Here is a 25,235-nt window from a genome sequence, read left to right as displayed (position 1 = left end):
CACCAGCGCAGTCCTTCACCGATCGCCGTCAGACGCAGCCAAGACCGCGTTCATTGCGATACCGCGGCAGGACTTGAACCTCGGCGCGCTGGGTAGCCTCCGAAAACTCTGCCGCCCACGCTCCTAGGCTGGATGCATCAGCCCGATCAACAGGAAGGAGTGAGGCATGCCTCGCGAACCCCTTGCCCAGCCCAGCGACCGGCATCTGCCCGCGCCGGTCCGTGACGAGGCCCGCCACGGCACGCCGGCGCTGCAGGCGGCCGGCGAACCGGCCTTGCAGTGGCTGGAACGGAGCCTGGCCGCGCAGGTGTCGGCCTTCAAGACCTGCACGCAGGCGCTGCAGGCGGCCGCGGACCAGGCGGTGAACACCACCGAAGCCCGCAAGCTGCTGGAAGTGCGTGACACGCTGCTGGCCATCGGGCTCGAAGCGCTGTCGCGCTGGCAGACCGAGACGCTCGACGCCTGGTATGCCTTGCACCACGACCTGGCCGGGGCCTGGAGCGAACAGGCCACCGCGGCCCTGCAGGAGTGGGCGGCCATGGCCGGGGTGGCCTCCGGACCTGGGCTGGAAGCGCCTGCGCCGCTGCCTGGAGCGCAAGGCGCGCAGGCCCCGGGCGACGCGGCCTGGCGCCAGTGGCAGTCGCTGTGGGCGCTGTGGCAAACCCGGCCCGAGGCGGCGCAATGAGCTCGCGCCGGCGCCTGGTGTCGGCGCTGGCCGGCGTCCTGCTCGCGCTGGACATGGCCTGGGCCGCCACCGCCGGCGTCACGCCGGCCGGCTGGGCTTACGTCGAAGGCGGGCCGGCGCCGCAGGACGAGCTGGTGCTGCAGGCGCGCCGCGCGCAATACAACCTGCTGGTGATGAGCGCCGGGCGCGTCTCCGCCGAGCCGGTGCTGAACATGCGGGTGCGCGTCAGCGCCGATGGCGGCCGCCCGGCCTTCACGCGCGTGCTGTCCGGGCCCTGGCTGCTGCTCAACCTGCCGGCCGGCCGCTACGAAGTGGAAGCCTCGGCCCGCGGGCAGGTGCAGCGCCAGCCCGTGGCCATCGTGCTGGGCGAACCGGTGGCGCTGGTGTTCTATGTGGACGATGCCGCCGTGCCGCCGGCGGACTGACGCGAAGGGACGGCCATGGAAGAGCTGCGCTCCGTGCTGGTGCACATCGACGGCGGCAGCCACGCCGCGGCCCGGCTCACGCTGGCGCGGGCCCTGGCCGCGCGCTTCGAGGCGAGACTGTCGGCGCTGTTCGCGGTGGCGCCGCATTTCGTGCCGGTGCCCGTCCCCGTTCCCGGGCTGGGCCTGCCGGCGGCACCGCTGCTCGACGAGATCGACCCGGCCGCGCGCCGGCGCGCCCGCGCCTGCTTCGACCGGCTGGCCGGCGCCTCGGGCTGGCCGCTGCAGTGGGAGGAGGTCGTCAACGGCGACCCGGTGGCCGCCTTCGCGCGCCATGGCCTGCACGCCGACCTGATGGTGCTGGGCCGGCACGATCCGCAGGACGCGGCCGCGCGCGACGTGCCGCGCGACTTCGCCGAGTCCGTGCTCCTGGCCAGCGGCACGCCCGCCATCGTCACGCCGCGCGGCGACGCCGGGTTTGGCGAAGCCGCCTGCATCCTGGTCGCCTGGCGCCCCACGCGCGAGGCCGCCAACGCGCTCAAGGGCGCCCTGCCCCTGCTGCAGCGGGCGCAGGAGGTGCACCTGGTGAACTGGTCCGAGGACGCCGCGACGCAGGGCGAGTGCCTGGACGCGGTGAGCGAGTTCCTGCGCCTGCATGCCGTGGAGGGCATCGCGCGCCACGAGGGCCCTGCGCCGGCCAACACCGGCGAGGCGCTGCTGGTGCTGGCCGAGGGCCTGGGCGCGGACCTGCTGGTCATGGGCTGCTACGGCCATACCCGCGCCCGCGAGCTGGTGCTGGGCGGCGCCTCGCGCACGGTGCTGCACGAGGCGCCGCTGCCAGTGCTCATGGCGCATTGAGGGAGGCGCTCATTCGCCCGATGCCGGATGGCCGCCATGGCCCCGACCCGCGCCCCGGCGCGGGTTGAGGCCGCGCAAGGGTGGCCGCGCCACGGCCGGTGCACGCTGCGGCCATGGAAGCCCCCGTCGTCGCCGGCATCGGCCTGTCGGAGCACCAGGCCCGCGCGGGCTTGGCCGAGCACGGTCCCAACGAGATCCAGCCCGCGGCACCGCGGTCGCTGGCGCGGCGCTTCGTGGCGCGGCTGGCCAACCCGCTGCTGCTGGTGCTGCTGGCCGCCTCGGCCATCGCGGCGCTCACCGGCGACGCGCTGAGCTTCGGCATCGTGCTGGCCGTGATCCTGGCCAGCGTGGTGCTGGACCTGGTGCAGGAGCAGCGCGCGGACCGCGCCATCGAGTCGCTGCAGCAGGCCGTGGCGCTGCGCGTGCGCGTCTGGCGCGACGGGCAGTGCGTGGAGCGCCCCGCGCCCGAGCTGGTGCCCGGCGACCTGGTGCAGCTCGGCGCCGGCAGCCTGGTGCCCGCCGACGGCACGGTGCTGCAGGCCACCGACTTCTTCGTCAACCAGGCCTTGCTCACCGGCGAGGCCGTGCCGGTGGAAAAGCACGCCGCCCCCGGCGCCCCGGCCGGCTCGGCCGCACCGGCCGAGGCCACGCTGCAGGAGGCGCGGGCGCTGTTCATGGGCAGCTCGGTGGTGTCGGGCTCGGCGCTGATGCGCGTGGACGCCACCGGCGCGCGCACCGAGTTCGGCCGCATGGCGCAAAGCCTGCGGCAGCCCGAGCCGCCCACCGAGTTCGAGCGCGGCACGCGCCGCTTCGGGATGATGCTCACCCGCGCCACCGTGGCGCTGGTGCTGGCGGTGCTGCTGCTCAACGTGCTCTACCAGCGCCCGCCGCTGGAGTCCTTCCTGTTCGCCGTGGCGCTGGCAGTGGGCCTGACGCCGGAGCTGCTGCCGATGATCGTGTCGGTGACGCTGGCGCGCGGCGCCATGCGGCTGGCGCGCAGCCGCGTGGTCGTGCGCCGGCTCTCGGCGGTGCAGGACCTGGGCGCCATGGACGTGCTGTGCACCGACAAGACCGGCACGCTCACCGAGGCCACGCTGCGCGTGGAGCGGGCCGTCGATGCGCAGGGCCTGGACTGCGAGGCGGTGTTCGAGCTGGCCTGGCTCAACAGCCACTTCGAGAGCGGCGTGAAGTCGGCGCTGGACGACGCCATCCTGGCCCGCCGCACGCCCGGGGCGGTGCCCTGGCGCAAGCTCGACGAGGTGCCTTTCGACTTCGAGCGCCGGCGCGTGTCGGTGCTGCTGCAGCGTGGCGACGAGCGGCTGCTGATCTGCAAGGGCGCGCCGGAGGACGTGCTGCGCCTGAGCGCGGCCTGGGACGACGGCCAGGCCGAGCCGGCGCTGGACGCCGCGGCGCGCGCGCGCATCGCCGCGCTGTTCGAGGCGCACAGTGCCCAGGGGCTGCGCCTGCTGGCCGTGGCGCGGCGCCGGGTGGACGCCGGCACGGTGGACGTCTCGGCCGCCGACGAGCACGACTTCGTCTTCGCCGGCTTCGTCGCCTTCGCCGATCCACCCAAGGCCTCCACCGCGGCGGCGCTGCGCGAGCTGCACGCGCACGGCATCGCGCTGAAGATCATCACCGGCGACAACGAGCTGGTGACGCGCCACCTGTGCCAGGCGCTGGGCCTGCGCGTGCAGGGCGTGCTCACCGGCGAGCGCATCGCGCAGCTCGACGACCACGGCCTGCGCGCGGCCGTCACGCGCCACAACCTGTTCTGCCGCGTCACGCCCGAGCAGAAGAACCGCATCGTGCTGGCGCTGCGCGCGCGCGGGCATGTGGTGGGCTACCTGGGCGACGGCGCCAACGACGCCGCGCCGCTGCACTCGGCCGACGTGGGCATCTCGGTGGACGGCGCCGTCGATGTGGCGCGCCAGGCCGCCGACCTGGTGCTGCTGGAGCATGACCTGGGCGTGCTGCAGCAGGGCGTGCGCGAGGGCCGGCGCACGGTGCTCAACGTCGACAAGTACCTGTTCATGGCCACCAGCTCCAACTTCGGCAACATGGTCAGCATGGCCGCGGCGGCGCTGTGGCTGCCCTTCCTGCCGATGCGCCCGGCGCAGATCCTGTTGAACAACCTGCTCTACGACCTGTCGGAGCTGGCGCTGCCGCTGGACCGCGTGCGCGAGTCCGAGATGCTCAAGCCCCGGCGCTGGGACATTGCCCGCATCCGCCGCTTCATGCTGTGGTTCGGCCCCTTGAGCTCGGTGTTCGACCTGGCCGCCTTCGCGCTGCTGCTGGGCGTGCTGCGCGCCACCGAGCCGGTGTTCCAGAGCGCGTGGTTCGTGCAGTCGCTGGCCACGCAGGTGCTGGTGGTGTTCGTGATCCGCACGCCCGGCACGGCCTGGCGCGACCGGCCCTCGCCCTGGGTGGCGGCGGCCAGCCTGGGCGTGGCCGCGCTGGCGCTGGCGCTGCCCTACCTGCCGCCGGGGCGGGCCTTCGGCTTCGTGCCGCTGCCGGCTTCCGCCCTGGTGATGGTGGGCACGCTGACCGCGGCCTACCTGGTGGCGGCCGAGGCGCTCAAGCGCCTGTTCCACCGCAGCGCGCCCCGGCGCAGGCGCCGGCGGGCCCCGGGGCCGCGCTGAGGCCCTGCCTGCGCAAGGCCCCCCGGCCCGGCCGGGTCCGGCACCGGCGGCACGGCTGGATTGCGATTTCTCAAGAGCGCAGGCCCGGCCCGGCCAAGAATGCAAGGGCCGATCGGGCGTTCGAGCCTGCGGCGGAGGACGCCATGTATGCACGAGTCCTGGTCCCCATCGACGGCAGTGCCGCGTCCGGGCGCGCCCTGCGCGAGGCGCTGGAACTGGCCCGCCACCTGGGCGCCATGCTGGTGCTGCTGCACGTGGTGGACGCCTACAACCTGCTGCTGGGCAGCGACACGCAGACCGGCTTCGACGCGGCGCGGCTGGCCATGCTGGAGCACGGCAAGGCGCTGCTGGAGCAGCACCGCCAGGTCGTCGATGCCGCCGGCGTGTCCTGCGAGGTGGTGCTGCGCGAGGTGCTGTCCAGCCGCATCTCCAGCGCCATCCTGGAGGAAGCCCGGACCCGCCAATGCGATCTCATCGTGATGGGCATGCACGGCCGCAATGGCCGCACCCGGCTGGCCCTGGGCACCGACACGGAGCATGTGCTGCGCGGCGCCCGCATCCCCGTGCTGCTGGTGTGCGCCGAGGCGCCGGAACCCTGAGGCCCGACACGCGGCGTCGCGGGCGGCGCGGCGCCTGCTCACCCGCAAGGGCGCGGCTTGACGCAGCGCAACCGATGGCCCGGACGGCGGCTGAAGATGGGACTGGCTTTCGGGAGTTCCACCATGTACTCGAGCATCCTCGTTCCCATCGACGGCAGCGCCACGGCGGCGCGGGGCCTGGCCGAAGCCATCGGGCTGGCCCGGGGCCTGAAGGCCGGGCTGGTGCTGCTCAACGTCGTCAACGACTTCCCCGTGCTCATGGAGATGGCCGCGGCCGTGAACTACGCCGAGGTGCTGGAGGAGCTGCGCAAGAACGGCGCGGAGGTGCTGGCCCAGGGCCGCGAGCAGGTGCAGGCCGCCGGTGTGCAGTGCGAGGTGGTGCTGCGCGAGGTGCCTTCCGGGCGCGCGGCCGACGCGATCATCGAGGAGGCCCGGACGCGCCGGTGCGACCTCATCGTGATGGGCACGCACGGCCGGCGCGGGCTGTCGCGGCTGGCCATGGGCAGCGACGCCGAGCTGGTGGTGCGCGGCGCGCCCGCGCCGGTGCTGCTGGTGCGCAACCCGCACGCCAGCGCAAGCTGAAGGCCATGGCGATGAGCCCGGTGCCGGCATGGCCGCCCGCGGCTGCGCCAGCTCCCGGGCCGGGGTTGCGGTGACGAGCCGTCACGCGCGCGGCGCACCCCTCACCAGCTGCGCACCCGGCCCGTGTCCAGGTGCACGAACTGCTCGCGCGCGTAGTAGCCCACGCCGCCGCGGCCCAGCTCCAGGGCCGCGTCGCGCAGCTCGGCCAGCGGCACGCCGGGCAGGCGCACATCGATGGCCTTGCCGTCCATGTGCAGGCTGCGCCGGGCCACGCCGCCGCCGCCCTTCAGGCGCAGCCGCTCGTTGGTGTCCGGGCAGCGGTAGCCGGAGATGACCTCGTAGGGGCCTTCGCAGCCCAGCAGCGCCTGCACCCGGTACAGCAGGTCGAACAGCGGCGGGTCCATCACCCCGACCTGGCCGGTGTAGTGGTCGCGCAGGAAGCGGTTGAGCTGGCCCAGGGCCTCGGGGCGGTAGCTCTCGCCCAGGGCGAAGACGGTCTGCAGCCGCTCGCCGGTGTGCGTGTGGGCAAAGGCCAGCGCGCGCGGCTGCGGCACGGCGGCACGGGCCGGGCTCCACAGCGGCAGCGTCGCGGCCAGGGCGCCGGCCCGGCGCAGGAACGCGCGGCGGCGCGGGACGGGATGCGAGGGGTTCATCGGGGCGACTCCGGCAGCGGTGCGGCCACGCGCGCGCGCAACGCGGCATCAAGCGCGCGGTCATGGCCATAGAGGTCTTCGAAAAAGTGGACACGGCCGTCCTTCACCAGCGCCGTGCCGTAGGCGATGAGCACCGGCAGCGGACGCTCCAGGCGCACGCTGTTCGATTCGCCGCGCGCCATGGCCTCGCGGATGCGCGGCAGGTCCCAGCCGGGCTGGCCTTCCAGCACGAAGGCGGCCAGCGCCTGCGGCTGCTCGACGCGGATGCAGCCGTGGCTGAAGTCGCGCCGCGCGCGCTCGAACAGCCCGGTCGAAGGCGTGTGGTGCAGGTAGATGTTGTCGCTGTTGGGGAAGACGAACTTGATATCGCCCAGCGCGTTGCGCGGCCCGGGGCGCTGGCGGATGCGCAGCTGGCCGGCCAGCACCGCGTCCAGCCGCGTGGCGGACAGCCCCGTCTGCACGCTGCCGTCCGGCGCCACGAACTCGAAGCCCTCGCGGCTCCAGTAGCCCGGATCGCGCCGCAGCCGCGGCACGAGCTCGCCGCGCGCGATCGAGGGCGGCACGTTCCAGTAGGGGCTGAACTCGATGGAGCGCATCTGCTCGTCGAGCAGCGGCGTGCGCGTGTCCAGCGCCTTGCCGACGATGACCTTCATCTCCTGGCGCAGCTCGATGCGGCCGTCGCGCACCTCGTAGGCGCGCAGCACGAACTCCGGCAGGTTGACCACGATCATGCGCGGCGCGCGCGTCAGCGGCGTCCAGCGCAGCCGCTCCAGCGCCAGCACGATCTGGCGGGCGCGCCGGCCCGGGCTCACGTCCAGCGCGGCGCGGGTGTCGCGGCCCAGCACGCCGTCGGCCTGCAGCCCATGGCGCTCCTGGAAGCGCCGCAGCGCCTCGACCAGCACGCCCGCGTGGCGCGGCGGCAGCGTGGCGGCCTCATCCAGGTCGCCCAGCGCCTGCAGCCGCTGCGCCAGCAGCGCCAGCCCGCTCCAGGCCTGGCCCGGCTCCAGGCGCGGCGCCCCGCCACCCGGGCGCGCCGGCAGCGCCGGCAGCGGCTCGGCCCAGGCCGGATGGCCATCCAGCGCCTGGTAGCGCGCCAGCGCCTCGCGCAGGCGCTGGTACTGCGGCAGGGGCGGCACGGCAGCGTCCACGGCGGCGTGCAATCGGTGCCGGGCCAGGGCTTCGGCCAGCACGGTGTCGGGATCGAAGCCGTCCGCCGGCGCTGGCTTCCAGCCTCGGTACAGGGTCGCGGGCTGCAGGCGGCCCGCGTGCAGCTCGCGCAGGAAGCGCCTGAAGGCCTCGTCCAGCGACGCCTCGAAGGCCTGTGCCGTGGCGGCGTCGGGGGCCTGTTCCAGTTGCTCCAGCGTGCGGCGCAGCGCCGGGGCGCCGTAGTCCCGCGGCTGCAGGCCGTGGCTGGCCGCGTCGTCCAGCAGGGCCACGGCCTCGCGGGCCTCGGGCAGGGGGCGGCCTCCGTCCTGCCAGGGTGCGGCCCAGGCCGCGCCGCCCACGGCCAGCAGCGCCGCGCCCAGTACACGCGCGGTGTGCGTCCAGATACTGCTCATCCGCGGATTGTGGTCCAGCGCGTCGAGGGCACCGGTTGGCGAGGGTCAAGGGCGGCGCCTCACTGCGGCACCTTGGCGCGATGCGCCGCGGCCGTGCGCCTCACCGGCACATGCGTATCGCGGCCCCGGAGTTGACGGCGCGCAAGTCATGCCGCCGCCGGCCTCCTAGGCTGTGCCGCAGGTGCCCGGCAACCGGACGCCCTGCCCTTGATGAAGCCCCTGCCTTCCGCGCCCCTGTTCACGGCCGGCGCCGTCCCGACCGGCGACGGCGAGGCCGTGCTGCGCACGGCGCTGATGCTGCGCTCCCTGGCGCAGGCCGGCACCGAATCGCCCTTCCTGCGCGGCAAGCATCTGGCGCTGGTCAGCGCCAGCGTGCCCAGCAGCTCGCAGGACCGCGTGGAAACGGCCGCGCGACGGCTGGGAGCGCGCGTGGCCCGGCTCTCCGCCCTGGCCGTCCAGGGCGAAGGCGCCAGGGCGCAGGACACCGGCCGCATGCTGGGCCTGCTGTACGACGCCCTGGACTGCGAGGACCTGCCCGCGGCGGTGCTGCTGCGGCTGCGCGAGGACTGCGGCGTGCCGGTGTACGAGGGTCTGGGCCGCATGGACCACCCCGTCGCGCTGCTGCTGCCCTGCCTGGCCGGCGCGACCGATCCGGCGGGCAGCGCACCCGAGGACAACCACTGCTTCCTGCTGCAGGCGCTGCTGGTGCGCACGCTGCTGTAGCCCCCACCGCAGGCCGTTCACACGCCCGTCACCGTCCGTTCACCCGGCGTTACCGAGCGGTGCACGCCATTGGCATGGCGTTGCCACCGCGGGGCGAAGCTGCAGGCCTTCTGCACCACGGGAAGCCCACCATGCTCCAGGCCCTCGCCCCTGCCGCCGTCCAGCACCCGTGCTCCTCCCCGTCCGCTGCAGGCAGCACCACCGAAGCCCCGTGGCAGCGCGGGTCGGCGCCAGGGCCGCAGGAGCACCCGGGCACCGAGCTGCCCCGGTTGCTGCAGCAGTGCGGGCTGCCGCTGCGCCGGCGCCTGGTGCATGACGGGGACGTGATCTACCGCAGCGGCGACGCCTTCACCGACCTGCACCTGCTGCACGCCGGCATCGTCAAGACCGTCGCCACCAGCAGCGACGGGCGCGAGCAGGTGGTGGGGCTGCATTTCAAGGGCGACTGGCTCGGCTTCGACGGCATTGCCGGCAGGTGCTACGGCTGCGACGCGGTGGCGCTGGACACGGGCGAGGTCTGGTCGGTGCGCTACGACACGCTCATCGCGGCGGCGCTGGACCGGCCCGAGCTGCTGGGGCTGCTGCACGCCGCCATGAGCCGCGAGATCGCGCGCGACCGCGCCTCGATGCTGTCGCTGTGCACGCTCTCGGCCGACGCCCGCGTCGCGGACTTCCTGCGCCAATGGGTCGAGGCCCTGGAGCAGCGCGGGCTGCGCACCGACCGCATCACGCTGTGCCTGAGCCGCGCCGAGATCGGCAACTACCTCGGCATGACGCTGGAGAGCGTCAGCCGTGCGCTGTCCAGGCTGGCCAAGGCGCGCGTGATCCGCTTCGCCGAGAAGGGGCGGCGCCACGTGGAGATCCCGGACCCGCGTGCGCTGGGCGCGTGCATCGAGCGCAGCCTGGAGCCGGGCACGGCCGTGCAGTGAGCGGCTGTCAGCCGGGGCCCAGCGCCCGCACCAGCGCCCGCAGCAGCTGCTTGCGGCTGCAGGGCTTGTGCAGCAGCGGCCAGGGCCGCTGCGCCGAACCCCGCGGCCCGGCCAGCTCCTCGGGGTAGCCCGAGATCAGCAGCACCGCCAGGTCGCTCCAGCGCGCCGTCGCGCGCCGCGCCAGCTCGGTGCCGCGCATGCCGGCCCCCAGGGCCACGTCGCTCAGCAACAGGTCGAAGCCCTGCGCCGGCTCGGGACCGGCCAGCGCCTGTTCGCCGCTGGCACAGGCGGTGACCCGGCAGCCGAAGCCGGCCAGGAAGCCGCGCAGCACCTCGCTCACTTCGGCGTCGTCCTCCACCAGCAGCACGTGCAGCCCCGGCGGCAGCGAAGCCGCGGCCGGGTCCGCCGCCAGGGCCTGCGGCGCGTCGGCCTCGGCGTGCGGCAGGAATAGCGTCACCGTCGTGCCTGCGCCGGGCGCGGAGTCCAGCGTCACCGTGCCGTGCGACTGGGTGGCGAAGCCGTACACCGTGCTCAGGCCCAGCCCGGTGCCGCGCCCCGTCTCCTTGGTGGTGAAGAACGGCTCGAAGGCACGCTCCCGCACCGCCTCCGGCATGCCCACACCGGTGTCGCTCACCGAGATCGCGACGTAGCTGCCGGCCGCGGGCGGCGCGGCCTTGCGCGCCGGGCCGGGCGGCAGCCGGTCGCGGGCGCGGCACCGGAAGGCCAGCCGGCCGCCCTCGGGCATGGCGTCGCGCGCATTGATGGCGATGTTGAGCAGCGCCGATTCCAGCTGCCCCGGGTCCACCAGCACCCGCGGACAGCTCGGCGCATCGAGCGCGATCTCGATGCGCGGGTCCAGCGTGCGGCGCAGCATGTCCGTCAGCGAGGCCAGCAGCTGCGGCACGTCCACCGGGCGCGGCTGCAGCACCTGGCGCCGCGAGAAGGCCAGCAGCTTGGCCGTCAGCTCGGCCCCGCGCCGGCTGGCGCGCAGGGCCGAGGCCAGGAGCTGCTGCGCGCAGGCGTCCCCGGCCATGGACGGCAGTTCCTGCAGCACCTGCAGGTTGCCGTGGATGACGGTGAGCAGGTTGTTGAAGTCATGGGCGATGCCGCCGGTGAGCTGGCCCACGCTCTCCAGCCGCTGGGCGTGCCGCAGCGCCTCCTCGCCCTGCGCGCGCTGCAGGCTGCTGGCCAGCAGGTTCGACAGCGACTGCAGGAAATGCAGTTCGTCCTCGCCGAAACGGCCCGGCTGCGCGCAGCGCACCTGCAGCAGCCCGATGGCCCGGCCCCGATCCAGCAGCGGCACGGCCAGCGCGCTGGCCCGTCCGGCATCGAGCAGCGCCAGCGGCACCGCGAAGCGCTTTTCCCGCGCGTAGTCGCTCACGCTCAGCGGCTCGCCGCGCGCGAGCACGAGCTGCGCCTCGGCGTCCAGCGGCAGGCAGCCGTCCGGGTCGGCGCCGACGCCGGCCAGCGTGCCGCGGCAGCCGGCGATGCGCAGGTGCTGCCCGTCGGGCTCCAGCAGCAGCACGGCCGCCTCGTCGGACTCCAGCGCCTGCGCCGCGGCCAGCGGCACGCGCTCCAGCAGCGGCCGCGGATCGAGCGCGTCCACCGCCAGGCGGCTGAGCTGCGCGACGGTCTCGCTGTAGCGCGCGCGCTGCAGCGCCTGGCGCACCCGCGGGTAGTCGCCCACGTCGCGCACCGCGGCCAGCACGTAGGGCAGGCCTTGGCCATGCAGCGGGCTCAGCGCGATCTCCACGCGCACCTGCGTGCCGTCGCGGCGCAGCGCCACCAGCTCCTGCTGCACGCCCATGGGCCGCGGCCGAGGGTGGTGGGCATAGCCGGCCCGGTAGGCGGCGTGGCGGGGGCGGATGCCGTCGGGCACCAGCGCGTCCACGCTCAGGCCGACCAGCATGTCGGGCGCATAGCCCAGCAGCCGCTCCGCGGCGGGACTGGCCAGCACGATGCGGCCGGCGACATCGACCAGCAGCAGCGCGTCCGGGGACGCCATGAACAGCGAGCGGTACAGCGACCCGGCGTCCGGGCCCGGCGCGGACGTCTCGACGCGGTGGATGCTCATGGCAGACGGCTCCAGGGGCGGGCGCGGCTCAGGCCACTTCCACCACGGGCACCAGGATGTAGCCCGCGCCGCGTACCGACTTGATGATCCGCGGCTCCTCGGGCTCGGCTTCGAGCTTGCGGCGCAGACGGCCGATCTGCACGTCGATGGTGCGGTCGAAGGGCGCCGCCTCGCGCCGGCGCGTGTGCTCCAGCAGGAAATCGCGCGACAGCACACGCCCCGGGTGGTGCACGAACACCGTCAGCAGCTCGAACTCGCCGGTGGTGAGCGCGACCTCGCGCCGGTCGGGCCCGGTGAGCCGGCGCGCGGCCGTGTCGAGCTCCCAGCCCAGGAAGCGATAGCGGGTGCGCGACGGCGCGGCCGGCGCACCCGGCAGGGCCGTGTCCGCCGCGGGCGCCAGGCGCCGCAGCACGGCCTTGATGCGCGCCAGCAGCTCGCGCAGGTCGAAGGGCTTCGTCACGTAGTCGTCGGCGCCGATCTCCAGCCCCACGACCTTGTCCACGGCGTCGCCGCGTCCGCTGACGATGACGAGCCCGCAATGCCAGTGCTCGCGCAGCCGGCGCGCGATGGCGAAGCCGTCCTCGCCGGGCAGGCCCAGGTCCAGCAGCACCAGCTGCGGCGGGTCGGCCAGCATCAGCGCCATCAGCGCCGCGCCGTTATGCAGCCGGCTCACGCGGAAGCCCTGCGCCGTCAGGTAATGGTTCAGCAGCAGGGTGACTTCCGGGTCGTCGTCGAGAACTGCCAGATGGGCCGCGCTCACGGGTTCAGGCCGGCGGCGGGCCGAAGTTCAAAGCCGCGCCGGCCTGGCGGCCGAAAGCGCGTCACGTGCACCACCAGCGCAGCAGATCCGGCCCTGCGCGCGCTCCGTTCATCCTGCATGTCTTCCCCCTTCCCCTTCCAGCGCCGCCGGGCCGCTCGTGACAAGCGGGCCGGCGGGCCGTGGCCCATGGCCTATGGCGGTGTACTGCTTCCCGGTCAAGCCTCGGTGGTCAATGGCCCATCCCCATCGGCCATCGCATGGGCGCGCACCCGGCATCGCCTCCTATCGGAGTGTGCGAGCGGCATGCATGTCGATCCCTCACAAACCTCGACAAGCGGCAAGCAAAGTAAGCGATGTTTGCCGTGACGAAACAGCAGGCTTCTGCACGCAGTTGCGGCCTCAACGCCGGCGCCGCGCCACTGCGGCGCGGCGTCGCGCTCAGCGCGTGCCGGCAGGCGGATCGGACGCGGGCTCGGTGATGAGGCAGCGCACCAGGTCCAGCGCGGACACCACGCCGGCGATGCGGCCTTCCTCCAGCACGATCAGGTGGTGGATGTCGCGCTCCACCATCAGCCGCGCCGCCTCGCCCACGGGCAGCTGCGGCGCCACCGTCACCGGCCTGTAGCTGCACAGCTGCCACGCCGGCGTTGCAGCCGCGTCGCGCCCCGCGGCCCGGGCGCGCAGCAGGTCGGCGGCGCTGATCACGCCCACCGGCGTGCGCGCCTCGTCGAGCACCGGCACCCAGGACAGGCCTTCGCGCGCGAACAGGCCCTCGACATCGGCCAGCGCCGTGTCCATGTCCACGCTGCACACCCAGCGCTGCATCAGCGAGGAAACGGGGCGGTTCATGGCCGGGCCTCCCGCGTCGCGGCACCGCGCGGTGCGTGGCCCAGCCGCTCCTCCACGGCCAGCACCTCGCGCGTGACGTCGAGCAGCGTGTCGGGCGTGACGCTGAGCGAGTCGATGCCCAGCTCCACCAGGTAGCGCGCCATGTCCGGATAGTCCGACGGTGCCTGCCCGCAGATGCCGATGTGGCGCCCGTTGCGCCGCGCGCCCTCCACGGCCATGCGGATCATGGTCTTGACGCCCTCGTCGCGCTCGTCGAAGTCGAAGGCCACCAGCCCGGAGTCGCGGTCCACGCCCAGCACCAGCTGCGTCAGGTCGTTGGAGCCGATGGAGAAGCCGTCGAACAGCCGCGCGAAGGCGTCGATCTGGATGACGTTGTTCGGGATCTCGCACATCACGTACACCTCCAGGCCGTCGCGCCCGCGCTCCAGCCCCTGCGCGGCCATCGCCTGCAGCACGCGCTCGGCCTCCTCGACGCGGCGGCAGAACGGGACCATGAGCTTCACGTTGGTCAGGCCCATCTCGCCGCGCACGCGCCGCATGGCCGCGCACTCCAGCGCGAAGCCGTCGGCGTAGGACGGGTGCGTGTAGCGCGAGGCGCCGCGCAGGCCGAGCATGGGGTTCTCCTCGTGCGGCTCGAACCAGCGCCCGCCCAGCAGCTGCGCGTACTCGTTGGTCTTGAAGTCCGACAGGCGCACGATCACCGGCCGCGGGTGGAAGGCGGCGGCGATGGTGCCCACGCCCTCGGAGAGCTGGCGCACGAAGAAGTCGCCCGGGCGCTCGAAGCCGCGCGTCAGGCGCTGGAGCTGCTCGCGCTCGGCCGCGTCCTGCACCCGCTCGGGATGCGCCAGCGCCATCGGATGGGCGCGGATGTGCTCGGCCACGATGAACTCCATGCGCGCCAGGCCCACGCCGTCCGCCGGCAGCAGCGCGGTCTGGAAGGCGGTGTCGGGATTGCCGACGTTGACCATCACTTCCGTGCGCGGGCGCGGCAGCGTGGACAGATCGGTGCGGGTGCGCGTGAACGGCAGCGCACCCTCGTAGACCCGGCCCGTGGCGCCCTCGGCGCACGACACGGTGACCTCGGCGCCGGTGCGCAGCCGCGTGGTCGCGTCGTCGCAGCCCACCACCGCCGGGATGCCCAGCTCGCGCGCGACGATGGCGGCGTGGCAGGTGCGCCCGCCGCGGTTGGTGACCAGCGCGGCGGCGGTCTTCATGACGGTGCCCCAGTCGGGCATGGTGGTGTCGGCCACCAGCACCTCGCCGGGCTTGAAGGCGCCCAGCTGCGCCACGTCGGTGACCACGCGCGCCGGCCCGGTCGCGACGCGGCTGCCCACGGCCCGCCCGCTGGCCAGCACCTGGCCCTTGGCGCCCAGGCGGTACTCGTCCACCAGCCCGACCGGCCGCTGCGAGGCCACCGTCTCGGGCCGGGCCTGCACGACGTAGAGCTGCCCGTCCAGCCCGTCCTTGGCCCACTCGATGTCCATGGGCGTGGGCCGCCCCGCGCGGCGGCTGTAGTGGTCTTCCACCACCACCGCCGCGTCCGCCAGCGCCAGCACTTCGTCATCGCCGATGCAGAAGCGCATCTGCTCCTCCTTCGGCGTGGGCACGTTGCGCGTGGTGTCGCGCCCGGCGCCGTAGGCGTAGACCATGCGGATCTCCTTGCCGCCGAGCTTGCGCCGCAGCACCGCGCGCCGGCCCTGGCGCAGCGTGGGCTTGAAGACGTAGAACTCGTCCGGGTCCACGGTGCCCTGCACCACGTTCTCGCCCAGGCCGTAGGCGCCGGTGATGAACACCACGTCGCGGAAGCCCGACTCGGTGTCGAGCGTGAAGATCACGCCGCTGGCGGCGCGGTCGGCGCGCACCATCTTCATTACGCCCACCGACTGGAACACCTTGAAGTGGTCGAAGCCCTTGTCGATGCGGTAGCGGATGGCGCGGTCGGTGAACAGGCTGGCGAAGCAGCGGCGCAGGGCGTCCAGCAGCGAGCCCTCGCCGCTGATGTTGAGGTAGGTGTCGTGCTGGCCGGCGAAGCTCGCACCGGGCAGGTCCTCGGCGGTGGCGGAGCTACGCACGGCCATCTCCACATGCTCGCCGTACTCGCGGCGCAGGCCGGCGTGGCCGGCGCCGATCTCGCTCACGAGGTCGGCGGGCAGCGGCGCGCCCAGCACGATCTCCCGCGCGCGCCGGGCGCGCCGCGCCAGGTCCTCGACATCGTCGGGGTTCAGCCCCGCCAGCGCCTCGCGCAGCCGGGGCCAGGCCCCGGCCTGGTCCAGCACATGCCGGTAGGCCTCGGCGGTGACGGCAAAGCCGTTGGGCACGCGCACGCCGCGCGGGGCCAGCTCGCGCACCATCTCCCCCAGCGACGCGTTCTTGCCGCCCACCAGCGGCACGTCGTCGTTGCCGATCTCGGCAAACCAGCGGATGTACTTCATGGACGGCTCCTCCACGGCCCGCGCCCGGCAGGCGGCACCACGAAAGCGAGCATGGACCGGCGGCGGATCGCGTTCTTGATCGGCATCAACTGCAACAAGCCGCGCCGCCGGACCCCGGACGGGCGATGGATTTGCTCAACTGCGGCCATCCCTTGCGCCGCGGCCTCAGCGCCGCCACCGCCGTTGCCAGTACCCGTCAGGACACCGCCACCATGCACGCACCCGCACGGCCGCCGAGCTCCACCGGTGGCGCCGGCGTGCCCAGCGCCGGCACTTCCTTCACCAGGCCGTTCGCGCCGGGGCGGCGTCCACGTTGTCCGCCGGGCTGACCCCCCGGCCGATGTCCGGCGCCATGGCCACCCTGCCCGACCACCTGCCCGCGCCCGTGCAGCCCGCGTGCGTGCCGCAGGCCTGCGGTGGCGCGCTGTGCTGGCAGCTGCGCCGCAACTGCCGCCTCACCCCGGCCCAGCTGGGCGCGAGCTTCGCGGCGGTGTGCGTGTTCCAGGCGCTGCTGGCGCTGGCCTTCTGGGCGGCGGGCTTTCCGCTGGTGGGCCTGTTCGCCGGGCTGGAGGTGCTGGCGCTGGGCGTGGCGCTGCTCGTCCATGCGCGCCACGCCTGCGACCGCGAAACCATCACCCTGGCGGCGGACTGCCTGTGCGTGGAGCAGCACTGCGGCACCCGGGTGTGCCGCGTCGAGCTGCCCGCTGCCTGGGTGCGCGTGCAGCCCGATGGCGACAGCCCGGCGGCGCTGCTGCGCCTGAGCGCGGGCAGCGTCAGCGTGTGCGTGGGCCGGCACCTGTGCCCGGCCCAGCGGCCGCTCATGGCGCGCGAGTTGCGGCGCGCGCTGGCGCTGGCGCACCGGCCGCCGGGCGGCACGCCGGCGCCGTGAGCCGCCGCGGCCCGGCAGGCGGCTGGGGCCGCGAGGCCCGCCGCGATCCCGCCCGCCTGACGACAGCCATGCCGCCCGCGGCCGGCGAGCGGCCATGAAGTGGTCCGAGCTGAGCGACGAGGAGCAGGCGGCGCTGGAGCGCCTGCGCCTGCGCATCGGGCGGGCGCACCTGCTCCAGCGCCTGGGGCTGGAAGGCGAGGACGAGGCGCGGGTGCGGCGCCGGCGCACGCACTTTCCGCACCTGGAGAACTGGCTGGCACTGCCGGCCGTGCTGCACGGGCTGCTGACGCTGCTGGGCCTGCGCGGGCGCGGACGCGGCAACACGCTGCGCATCGAGCTGCGCCGGCACGAGGTGGCGCTGGAGCGGCTGCCCGCGGCCTTCGACGGCTTCAGGCTGCTGCACCTGAGCGACCTGCACCTGGACGTGGGCCAGCCCTTCGTGGCGGCCTTGATCGAGCGCGTGCGCGGCGTGGAGCACGACGCCTGCGTGCTCACCGGGGACTTCCGCTTCCGCACCTCCGGGCCGCACCAGCCCGCCATGGCGGCGCTGGCGGCGCTGCGGCCGCACCTGGGGCCGCGGGTGTTCGCGGTGCTGGGCAACCACGACACGGTGCGCATGGTGCCGCCGATGGAGGCGCTGGGCATCCAGGTGCTGATGAACGAATCGGCGCGCCTGGAGCGCGGCGGCGAGGCGGTCTACATCGCCGGCATCGACGACGCCCACTACTTCCGCGCGCACGGGCTGCACAAGGCCGCCGACGGCATCCCGGCCGAGGCCTGCACGGTGCTGCTGTCGCACACGCCGGAGCCGTACCGGCAGGCGGCGCACTGCGGCTTCGCCCTCATGCTCTGCGGCCACACCCATGGCGGGCAGATCTGCCTGCCCGGCGGCATCCCGATCCTCACCGACTCCGACGCGCCCCGCGCCCTGGCGCGCGGGCCCTGGCGCTACGGGCGCATGCGCGGCTACACCTCGGTGGGCTGCGGCTCCTCCATCCTGGACGTGCGCTTCAACTGCCGGCCGGAGGTCACGGTGCATCGGCTGGTGCGGGCGGGAGGCGGGGCATAGGCGGCGTGAAGAAACCACTGCGCCACCTTGGCTCGGCTTTGTGCTACGGCAAAAGGATTCGATTCACCGACGATCCGGACAGTGATTGCGTGATGCATTTCACGCCAACTCATTCAGATATCGGGCTTGGCTTCGCGGCCGAAAAACCGTCCGCCAGGTCCAATTGATTGCTATCCAGATCAAACGCCAGGGCATCCAGGCAGCGGATACCGGCATCTGCGTCGCTGCCTTGCACCCTTTTTCCAAGCGATCGGGCGAATCAAACTCAAGCCCGGATGGAAAACCAAACGGGACAATCTTGTCTGGACACCGCGTCTGGGGGATGATGGCGCGGTTGAATGATTTGGGTCGCATCAGGCTTGGAAAGCTCGGCAGGCCCGATCAACGGCGGGGGTTAGGGGTCCGTCGGCTTGCGCCACGAGCCGAGTAGACCGTTGATTACGGACGTTGAGTATGGTTCAGAAAAGAAATATGAAGTGGAGAATTGCCATTGCGGCCGCATCGGCCCTGCTCTGCATTTCCGTCACCGCTGCGCCGGCCCCTTGGTACCTGTGGCGCAGCAAGCTCGATGGCAAGGAATTCTGCGCCCAGACATCCCTTGGGGACGGATGGAAAAGGATCAGTGGCCCTTACAAGGATGCGCGATGTGAAAAACCAGGTGCGCCTGGGCAGTAGGCCATATTCGATTCGCCATTCCACGACTGACCAGCAAAAATTTGCGCTCTTCCCGGCCATAGGGTCTCATCGTTAAACTGCCTTTTCCGTCCAACCCCCGGGGGATATTCGTGAGCCAACGTTTTTGGCTTTGATTCTGGCGGCGGCCGGTGCGTCGCCGATTCCACAGCGGGCAAGGACCGAAAAGATTTGGTGCGGCGATCGGATTTCACAATGGCGGTGAGCAGGCCATCAGAACCGGCTTTGAGCATGTCGGACGGCTTGCCATGCAGGAACTCAGCGTCGATCCCAAGGTTTCCGCCGCCACGGGCTCGCTGAGCGAATACGCCGACACCAGGAAAATGATTCAGGCAGTCAGCGAGTGAGATGTTCGCGCCCGCGGTCTTTCGAAGAAACCCAAATCACCCCTCGCCTCGGTAAATCCGCGTCAGCGATCCATCGCCGCCCGGCTCCCGCGCCACCAGCCCCAGCTCGTGCAGCAGCTCGAACACGTGCACCGCCTCGACCACGCTGCTGGTTTCGATGACGCGGTACAGCCGTCCCTGCGCGTCCTCGATGCCGACACGGATGGTTTCGCCCGGCTGCAGCGGCCAGCGCAGGGACTGCAGCTTCTCGATCAGCAGGTCATCGGTGGACGGGGCGGCATCGACGAGGCGGGTTTGCATGGGTGCTTCCGGGCCGGGCGGGCCTGGTGGAGGGACGGGTCTGCCATGGTCGTCCCTCACGGCCCGGGGAACCACCCGGCCCGCGACGCAGGCCGCGCCCGGGTCGTGCCCGGGCTGGGTTTGCCCTTGGTTCAGCCGGTGCTCACGGCCTCGGGCAGCACCCGGTGCGCCAACTCCCCGACGCGCCGCAGCGCGCGGCGCTGCGCCTCGTCCCAGCGTCCACCCAGGCCCAGGCGCAGGCAGTGCCGGTAGCGGCCGGTGGTGCTGAAGATCGCGCCCGGGGCAATGCAGATGCGCTCGCACAGGCAGGCTTCGAACAGCGCCATCGCGTCGCTGCCCGGGGGCAGCTCCACCCACAGGATGAAGCCGCCGGGCGGGTCGGTGACGCGCGTGCCCTTCGGGAAACTCTCGGCCACGATCCCGCGCGCCTCGTCCACCCGCGCCGCCACGGCGGTGCGCAGCTGCCGGAAGCCGCTCTCCAGCCCGGGCTGCAACAGCAGGTCCGCCAGCGCCAGCTCCATCAGCTCGGTGAAGCTGCCCGAGTGCACGGTCTTCAGGCGCCGCACCTCCGGCGTCCAGCGCCCGGCCTCGACGTAGCCCACGCGCACGCCCGGCGTCATGGTCTTGGAGTAGGAGCCGCACAGCATGACGTGCCCGCTGCCGTCGAAGCTGCGCACCGCGCGGCGGTGCTCGGGCCCGCACAAGGGGTTGTAGATCACGTCCTCGATCAGCGGCACGCCGCGCTGCGCCACCAGTTGCGCCAGGCGCCGGCGCTCGCCCACCGGCATGCAAGAGCCCAGCGGGTTCGACAGCGTGGGCACGGCCAGCACCGCCTTGACCGGCTGCGTGTCCAGCGCCAGCGACAGCGCGTCCACCGACATGCCTTGGCGCGGGTGTGTCGGAATCTCCAGGGCGCGCAGGTGCAGGCTCTCCAGCAGCTCCAGGAAGCCGAAGGAGGTGGGCGACTCCAGCGCCACCACGTCGCCGGGCTGGGTCACGGCGCGCAGGCACAGGCTGATGGCGGCCTGGCAGCCGGTGGTGGAGACGATGCGTTCCGGGTCGAGCTGGCAGCCCAGGGCCAGCGCCTGGCGCGCCACGGCGCGGCGGAACTCCAGCGCGCCGCTGCCCGAGGGATAGCGGCACAGCGAGGCCCGGTGCCGCTGCGCGGCGCGGCTCACGGCGCGGCGCACGCGCTCCTGCTGGAACAGCTCGGCGTCGGGGCACACGGCGCCGAAGGAGAGCACGTCCGGATCGTTCGCCAGCGCCATCACCTTGGCGGCGAGCGAACTCACGGCCACGAGCTGCGCCTGCGCCGGCAACGGCGTGGTGTCGGGCTCGGCCGGACGCCGCCCGGCACGCCCGGCCACGAAGTAGCCCGAGCGCGGCCGGGCCTCGATCAGCCGTGCGTCCTCCAGCGTGCGGTAGGCCTGCACCACCGTGGACACCGACACGCCGCGCTGGCGCGCCAGCTCGCGCACGGAGGCCAGGCGCTCGCCGCGCGCCAGCGTGCCGGCGCGGATCGAGCCGGCGAGCTGGTCGGCCAGGTGCAGGTACAGGGTGTCGGGGGCACGGTCCATGGGGAGCTCTTCGTCCGATGCCGCGTCAGTCCGCGCCGCCGGCCACGTCCGGCCGGTGCGCCAGCTCGCCCACGCGGCGCAGCGCGGCGCGCGCGGCGTCATCCCAGCGTCCGCCCAGGCCCAGGCGGATGCAGTGCCGGTAGCGCCCGGTGGTGCTGAACATCGTGCCCGGCGCGATGCAGATGCGCTCGCGCAGGCAGGCCTCGAACAGCGCCATCGAGTCGCTGCCCGCCGGCAGCTCGACCCACAGGATGTAGCCGCCGGGCGGGTCGGTGACGCGCGTGCCCCTGGGGAAGCTCTCGGCGACGATGTCGCGCGCCTCGTCCACGCGCGCGGCCACCGTGTTGCGCAGCTGGCGGTAGGCGCTCTCGGTGCCGGGCTGCGTCAGCAGGTCGGCCACGGCCTGCTCCAGGAACTCGGTGTGGCTGCCCGAGTGCACGGCCTTGAGGCGCTGCACCGGCTCGGACCAGCGCCCGGCGTCCACGTAGCCCACGCGCAGCCCCGGCGCCACGGTCTTGGAGAAGGAGCCGCAGATCATCACGTGCCCGGTGTCGTCGTAGCTGCGCACGGCGCGGCGCTGCTCGTCGTGCTCGCACAGGGCGTTGTAGATCACGTCCTCGATCAGCGGCACGCCGCGCTGCGCCACCAGCTGCGCCAGGCGCCGGCGCTCGGCCAGCGGCATGCACGAGCCCAGCGGGTTGGACAGCGTCGGCACCGCCAGCACCGCCTTCACCGGCTGGGTATCCAGTGCCAGGGACAGCGCGTCCACGGACATGCCCTGGCGCGGGTGCGTGGGAATCTCCAGCGCGCGCAGGTGCATGCTCTCCAGGATCTCCAGGAAGCCGAAGTAGGTGGGCGACTCCAGCGCCACCACGTCGCCGGGCTTGGTCACGGCGCGCAGGCACAGGCTCACGGATTCCAGGCAGCTGTTGGTGACCAGGATGTCGCGCAGGTCGAGCTGGCAGCCCATGGTCAGCGCCTGGCGCGCGATGGCGCGGCGCAGCTCGGCCGTGCCCGTGCCCAGCGGGTAGTGGCTCATCGACGCGCGATGCCGCTGCGCCGCGCGGCTGACGGCGCGGCGGATGCGCTCGTGCGGAAACAGCGCCTCCCCGGGCGTGGCGGCGCCGAAAGACACGAACTCGGGGTCCTGCGCCATGCGGAACACGCGCGCGCCCATCGAGCTCACCGCCACGGCGTGCGACTGCGCCGGCAGCGGCGTGGTGTCGGGCTCGGGCGGGCGCCGCCCCGCGCGCCCGGCCACGAAGTAGCCCGAGCGCGGCCGGGCCTCGATGAGCCGCGCGTCCTCCAGCGTGCGGTAGGCCTGCACCACCGTGGCCATCGACACGCCCTGCTGGCGCGCCAGCTCGCGCACGGAGGCGATGCGCTCGCCGCGCGCCAGCGTGCCGGAGCGGATGGAGCCGGCCAGCTGGTCGGCGATGCGCAGGTACAGGGTGTCGGGGGTACGGTCCATGCCCGATTCTGTACCGGTCCCTCACATCCGGAGCAGTACAGATACCGCTGCAGCCGACCGGCACAGTCGCGCCCGGCACGGCGCTGTCCTTGCTGTATTGGTCGCGATCTGCATCTGTGCGGGTCGGGCCGCGGCGCCGACATTGGTTGCCATGGACACCACCTCCACCTTCGATCTGGCCCCCGGCAGCGCGCTGGGGTTGTCCCACGCCGCCGGCCGCGAACTGCTGGTGTTCAGCGGCCGCCTCTGGGTGACCTGCGACGGCGGCTCGCAGGACCTGTTCCTGAGCGCCGGCGACCGCCTGCGCCTGGGCCCCGGCGCCGTCATCGAATGCGACAGCCCCGGCGCCGCGCGGCTGCAATTGCTGCCCGCGCATGGCCGGCTGTGGTGGGCCGCCGCGCTGACCGCCCGGGCGCTGGCCCGGCTGGCGCTTCGGCTGCAGGGCGTGCAACTGGCGCCCGCACCGCGCCGGGTTTGAACCCCAAACCGGGCCGGCCGCAACAGAGCACGACCGGGCGGCCCGGCACTGCACCGGCAGGGCCCCCTTCCCCGCGCGGCATCCCGCCGCCCCGAGCCTGGAGAACACCATGGACACCATCGCCGCTTCCTGCTTCGAGCTGGCGCCCGGCACCGCCCGGCGCCTGGACCATGCCGACGGCCGCGAACTCTTCGTGCTGCGGGGCCGGGTGTGGCTGACCTGCAGCGGCTACGGCGAGGACCTCTTCGTCAGCGCCGGCCACGCCCTGCGGCTGGGGCCGGGCGCGGTGATCGAGTGCGACGGCCCGGTGGCCGCCCGGTTGCGGCTGGAACCGGTCGAGGCCGGCTGGTTCGCGCGGGCCGGCCGCGCCCTGGCGGCACTGGCGCGGCGGCTGCCCCGCTGGCCGGTGCTGCGCCCGGCGGCGCCGGACCTCAAGGCGCTGGACGGGGGCTGCAACGGCTGAGCCGCTTCTCAGCCCGCCATGCCCAGCAGCGACATCGCCACCGCGTGCGTGTAGCGGCTGGCCACGTCGGCGATGAAGCGGTTGAAGTCCACGTGCGCCGAGTCGTCGGCGCGGTCGGAGATGGTGCGCATCACGGCGCAGGGCACGCCGAAGTCGTGGGCCACCTGCGCCAGCGCCGCGCCTTCCATCTCCACGGCCAGCGCCGCCGGGTGGTCAGCCTGCAGCGCGCGCGCCTCGGCCGCGCTGCTGACGAAGCGGTCGCCGCTGAGGATCAGCCCGCGGTGCACGCGCGGCGCGTGGCGCACGCCGCAGTCTTCCAGTTGCGCGCGCGACAGCTCCTCGCAGCGCCCGGCCTCGATGGCCGTCAGCACCTCCTCGCAGGCGGCGTGCAGCCGCGCCGACAGCGCCGCGTCGGCCGTGAAGCGGTCGGTGCCGTACAGCGGCACCTCGAAGCGCGGGAAGATGGGCGAGGCATCCATGTCGTGCTGCAGCAGGTCGCCGGCGACGACGATGTCGCCGATGCGGACGTCGGCGCCCAATCCGCCGGCCACGCCGGTGAACAGCAGCGATTCCACGCCGAAATGCTCCAGCAGCACCGCCGCGGTGGTGGCCGCGGCCACCTTGCCGATGAGCGAGCGCACCAGCACCACCTCGTGGCCGCCCAGCGACCCCACCCAGAACTCGCGCCCCGCGCGCCGCACGCATTCGGCCTGCGGCAGCGAGGCCAGCAGCCCGCGCAGTTCCGATTCCATGGCGCTCACGATGGCCAGGCGTCCCATAACTCGAACCTTCCCGCGGCTGTCCCGCGTCAATCGATGGATGAAGGGACGACCGTCCCGCGCCGCCACCGGGCCGGCGCGGGCGGGAGTATCGGCCACGCGCGGCAGGCCGCCCGGCGCGGCGCTCAGCGCCTGAGCCCGCAGGTGTTGATGCCCAGCAGCCGGTAGAGCGGACACCAGCCGATGGCCGCCGTGGCCAGCGGCACCACGCCGATCCAGCCCCAGGCCCCGATGGTGCCGATGGCGGCCAGGCCGATCAGCGTCACGCCGGCCAGCGCGCGCAGGGCGCGATCCAGGGAACCTTCGTTCTTCGTCATTTGAGCCTCCTGTGACATGCCGGCCCGCAGCCGGATGCCGGCAATGTTGGTCCAGGAGAGGCCCGCCGTCTGTGACCGCAGTCACCAAGGCTCAGGCCGGCTCGCCCTCGGCCACGCGGCGCAGCGCCGCGGCGTCGGCCACCTCGATGCGCTCGCGCCCCAGCGCCACCCAGCCGGCGCGCTCGAAGCGGCGCAGCAGCCGGGTCACCATCTCGCGCACGGTGCCCAGCTCGTCGGCCAGGCCCTGGTGCGTCAGCGCCACCACGGCACCATGGCCCAGCAGCGCGGCGGCCAGGCGCTGGTCCAGGCGCTGGAACGCGACGGCCTCGGCCAGCGCAATGACGTCGGACAGCCGCTCCGCGAACAGGCCGAACACGTGGCGGCGGAAAGGCAGGTGGCCGGTCCAGGCCTCGAAGGTGGCCGGCGACAGCAGCAGCAGCTGGGTCGGCACGGCCGTCACGCCATGGGCCGGCATGGGTGCGGAGCCGAACAGCGACGCGGTGGACACCACGCAGATCTCGCCGGGCCCGACGCGGTACAGCTCGATGGAGCGGCCCCGCGGCGTGCCGCGCGCCACGCGCACCTCGCCATCGAGCACCAGCGGGAAGCCGCCGCAGGGGGCAGCCTCGTCGAACAGCACCACGCCGGCGGGCACCGTCACCGGCGCCGGCAGCGCGAAGGGCGTCCCGGCCTGGCCGGCCTCGGGCGGCAGCGGCAGCTCGGGATAGCACGTTGCCAGGCGGCCCATCAGGCTCAAGGCACCCGTCGGATCGTTATTGATATTGCTCATGCAGCAACTGTAAACAACTGTCACAGCCGGACCCGCCGGCCCACGCCGGACCCGGCCGCCCACCCGGCTGCGGCGGCGCCCTGGCAGCCGATCCCCCAAAGTCCGCGTACGCCGCCAGAGGGTGTCCGGGCTAAGTTCAACCTCCCGTCGTCAGGCAGTGCAGTGGCTGTACCTGGGCTGGCGAAACAAATAAGAAAGTGGGAGAACCAATGGACGACGAGGCCATATCGCTGCCCGCGAGGCTGAAAGCCGGCGGCGATGGCGAGAGCCCGGGCGCCGCAGGCCGGCAAACACCCTT

Annotated in this window: 25 protein-coding genes; 13 read left to right on the top strand and 12 right to left on the bottom strand. The window is 73.5% G+C overall.

All coding sequences use genetic code 11. The annotated features are described in order from the left end of the window. The first annotated feature begins 166 nt into the window (after nucleotides 1-166). The 6 genes from HHL10_RS22080 (at nucleotide 167) to HHL10_RS22055 (ending at nucleotide 5,785) form a co-directional block, all read left to right on the top strand. Nucleotides 167-685 (top strand): hypothetical protein, encoded by a 519-nt coding sequence (locus HHL10_RS22080; protein WP_169162563.1) that lies wholly within the window; start codon nucleotides 167-169, stop codon nucleotides 683-685. Continuing rightward, the gene (locus HHL10_RS22075; protein WP_169162562.1) at nucleotides 682-1,110 is read left to right on the top strand and encodes a hypothetical protein; all 429 of its coding nucleotides are present in this window, start codon (nucleotides 682-684) and stop codon (nucleotides 1,108-1,110) included. Before HHL10_RS22080 ends, HHL10_RS22075 begins: the two co-directional genes overlap by 4 nt. A gap of 15 nt (nucleotides 1,111-1,125) precedes the next feature. Continuing rightward, nucleotides 1,126-1,965, top strand: coding sequence for a universal stress protein (locus HHL10_RS22070; RefSeq protein ID WP_169162561.1), 840 nt, complete (start codon nucleotides 1,126-1,128; stop codon nucleotides 1,963-1,965). Nucleotides 1,966-2,078: 113 nt separating this feature from the next. Next, a complete protein-coding gene (mgtA, locus tag HHL10_RS22065) occupies nucleotides 2,079-4,604 on the top strand; it encodes a magnesium-translocating P-type ATPase (protein ID WP_169162560.1) in 2,526 nt (841 codons plus the stop codon). A 143-nt stretch (nucleotides 4,605-4,747) separates the two neighbouring features. After that, a complete protein-coding gene (locus HHL10_RS22060; protein ID WP_169162559.1) occupies nucleotides 4,748-5,203 on the top strand; it encodes a universal stress protein in 456 nt (151 codons plus the stop codon). Nucleotides 5,204-5,326: 123 nt separating this feature from the next. Continuing rightward, the gene (locus tag HHL10_RS22055) at nucleotides 5,327-5,785 is read left to right on the top strand and encodes a universal stress protein (protein ID WP_169162558.1); all 459 of its coding nucleotides are present in this window, start codon (nucleotides 5,327-5,329) and stop codon (nucleotides 5,783-5,785) included. A gap of 101 nt (nucleotides 5,786-5,886) precedes the next feature. Here HHL10_RS22055 and mepK read toward each other — a convergent pair whose 3' ends face one another. Next, entirely contained in the window at nucleotides 5,887-6,438 is a 552-nt protein-coding gene (gene mepK / locus HHL10_RS22050) for a peptidoglycan L,D-endopeptidase MepK (RefSeq protein WP_169162557.1), read from the bottom strand. Beyond that, nucleotides 6,435-7,997: a L,D-transpeptidase family protein gene (locus HHL10_RS22045; protein WP_169162556.1), complete on the bottom strand. Its 1,563-nt coding sequence runs from the start codon at nucleotides 7,995-7,997 to the stop codon at nucleotides 6,435-6,437. Before HHL10_RS22045 ends, mepK begins: the two co-directional genes overlap by 4 nt. 210 nt (nucleotides 7,998-8,207) lie before the next feature. Between HHL10_RS22045 and HHL10_RS22040 the strand changes: the two genes are divergently transcribed. Further along, a complete protein-coding gene (locus HHL10_RS22040; RefSeq protein ID WP_169162555.1) occupies nucleotides 8,208-8,720 on the top strand; it encodes a Rossmann-fold NAD(P)-binding domain-containing protein in 513 nt (170 codons plus the stop codon). 131 nt (nucleotides 8,721-8,851) lie between these two features. After that, nucleotides 8,852-9,649, top strand: coding sequence for a Crp/Fnr family transcriptional regulator (locus tag HHL10_RS22035; protein ID WP_169162554.1), 798 nt, complete (start codon nucleotides 8,852-8,854; stop codon nucleotides 9,647-9,649). Between the two features lie 7 nt (nucleotides 9,650-9,656). On the opposite strand, the gene HHL10_RS22030 is transcribed toward HHL10_RS22035, so the two are convergent. The 4 genes from HHL10_RS22030 to ppsA all read right to left on the bottom strand — a co-directional run bounded on the left by HHL10_RS22030 (nucleotide 9,657) and on the right by ppsA (nucleotide 15,764). Next, nucleotides 9,657-11,723 (bottom strand): ATP-binding protein, encoded by a 2,067-nt coding sequence (locus tag HHL10_RS22030; RefSeq protein ID WP_169162553.1) that lies wholly within the window; start codon nucleotides 11,721-11,723, stop codon nucleotides 9,657-9,659. Between the two features lie 28 nt (nucleotides 11,724-11,751). Next, nucleotides 11,752-12,483: a winged helix-turn-helix domain-containing protein gene (locus HHL10_RS22025; protein WP_169162552.1), complete on the bottom strand. Its 732-nt coding sequence runs from the start codon at nucleotides 12,481-12,483 to the stop codon at nucleotides 11,752-11,754. Between the two features lie 438 nt (nucleotides 12,484-12,921). Continuing rightward, a complete protein-coding gene (locus HHL10_RS22020; protein WP_169162551.1) occupies nucleotides 12,922-13,332 on the bottom strand; it encodes a CBS domain-containing protein in 411 nt (136 codons plus the stop codon). Beyond that, nucleotides 13,329-15,764: a phosphoenolpyruvate synthase gene (ppsA, locus tag HHL10_RS22015; RefSeq protein WP_169162550.1), complete on the bottom strand. Its 2,436-nt coding sequence runs from the start codon at nucleotides 15,762-15,764 to the stop codon at nucleotides 13,329-13,331. Before ppsA ends, HHL10_RS22020 begins: the two co-directional genes overlap by 4 nt. A 352-nt stretch (nucleotides 15,765-16,116) precedes the next feature. On the opposite strand from ppsA, the gene HHL10_RS22010 reads away from it, so the two are divergent. The 3 genes from HHL10_RS22010 to HHL10_RS22000 all read left to right on the top strand — a co-directional run bounded on the left by HHL10_RS22010 (nucleotide 16,117) and on the right by HHL10_RS22000 (nucleotide 18,762). Continuing rightward, on the top strand, nucleotides 16,117-16,653 hold the full coding sequence (locus tag HHL10_RS22010; RefSeq protein ID WP_169162549.1) for a DUF2244 domain-containing protein: 537 nt from the start codon (nucleotides 16,117-16,119) through the stop codon (nucleotides 16,651-16,653). 94 nt (nucleotides 16,654-16,747) lie between these two features. Further along, on the top strand, nucleotides 16,748-17,722 hold the full coding sequence (locus tag HHL10_RS22005) for a metallophosphoesterase (RefSeq protein WP_169162548.1): 975 nt from the start codon (nucleotides 16,748-16,750) through the stop codon (nucleotides 17,720-17,722). 824 nt (nucleotides 17,723-18,546) lie between these two features. Next, nucleotides 18,547-18,762, top strand: a complete 216-nt coding sequence (locus tag HHL10_RS22000) for a hypothetical protein (protein WP_169162547.1) — start codon at nucleotides 18,547-18,549, stop codon at nucleotides 18,760-18,762. A gap of 36 nt (nucleotides 18,763-18,798) precedes the next feature. Here the strand turns inward: HHL10_RS22000 and HHL10_RS21995 are convergent, their stop codons facing one another. From HHL10_RS21995 to HHL10_RS21985, 3 genes are all read right to left on the bottom strand, one after another. Then, nucleotides 18,799-19,062: a hypothetical protein gene (locus HHL10_RS21995; RefSeq protein WP_169162546.1), complete on the bottom strand. Its 264-nt coding sequence runs from the start codon at nucleotides 19,060-19,062 to the stop codon at nucleotides 18,799-18,801. 131 nt (nucleotides 19,063-19,193) lie between these two features. Next, entirely contained in the window at nucleotides 19,194-20,639 is a 1,446-nt protein-coding gene (locus tag HHL10_RS21990; protein ID WP_169162545.1) for an aminotransferase-like domain-containing protein, read from the bottom strand. Nucleotides 20,640-20,664: 25 nt separating this feature from the next. Next, nucleotides 20,665-22,110: an aminotransferase-like domain-containing protein gene (locus HHL10_RS21985; RefSeq protein ID WP_169162544.1), complete on the bottom strand. Its 1,446-nt coding sequence runs from the start codon at nucleotides 22,108-22,110 to the stop codon at nucleotides 20,665-20,667. Between the two features lie 151 nt (nucleotides 22,111-22,261). Here HHL10_RS21985 and HHL10_RS21980 point away from each other — a divergent pair, with 151 nt between their 5' ends. Next, a complete protein-coding gene (locus tag HHL10_RS21980; RefSeq protein ID WP_169162543.1) occupies nucleotides 22,262-22,588 on the top strand; it encodes a DUF2917 domain-containing protein in 327 nt (108 codons plus the stop codon). Nucleotides 22,589-22,697: 109 nt separating this feature from the next. Further along, nucleotides 22,698-23,051 carry a DUF2917 domain-containing protein gene (locus HHL10_RS21975; RefSeq protein WP_169162542.1) on the top strand — a complete coding sequence of 118 codons (354 nt, stop codon included), beginning with the start codon at nucleotides 22,698-22,700 and terminating at the stop codon, nucleotides 23,049-23,051. Nucleotides 23,052-23,059: 8 nt separating this feature from the next. Here HHL10_RS21975 and HHL10_RS21970 read toward each other — a convergent pair whose 3' ends face one another. From HHL10_RS21970 to HHL10_RS21960, 3 genes are all read right to left on the bottom strand, one after another. Next, a complete protein-coding gene (locus HHL10_RS21970) occupies nucleotides 23,060-23,830 on the bottom strand; it encodes a 5'-methylthioadenosine/adenosylhomocysteine nucleosidase (protein WP_169162541.1) in 771 nt (256 codons plus the stop codon). A 125-nt stretch (nucleotides 23,831-23,955) separates the two neighbouring features. After that, nucleotides 23,956-24,147: a YgaP family membrane protein gene (locus HHL10_RS21965; protein WP_169162540.1), complete on the bottom strand. Its 192-nt coding sequence runs from the start codon at nucleotides 24,145-24,147 to the stop codon at nucleotides 23,956-23,958. A gap of 91 nt (nucleotides 24,148-24,238) precedes the next feature. After that, a complete protein-coding gene (locus HHL10_RS21960; protein WP_235971715.1) occupies nucleotides 24,239-24,937 on the bottom strand; it encodes a Crp/Fnr family transcriptional regulator in 699 nt (232 codons plus the stop codon). Between the last annotated feature and the right edge of the window lie 298 nt (nucleotides 24,938-25,235).

The sequence above is a fragment of the Azohydromonas caseinilytica genome (assembly GCF_012927045.1).
In the GTDB taxonomy this organism is placed as follows: Bacteria; Pseudomonadota; Gammaproteobacteria; order Burkholderiales; family Burkholderiaceae_C; genus Azohydromonas; species Azohydromonas caseinilytica.
This window is presented reverse-complemented; position numbering and strand designations above follow the sequence as displayed.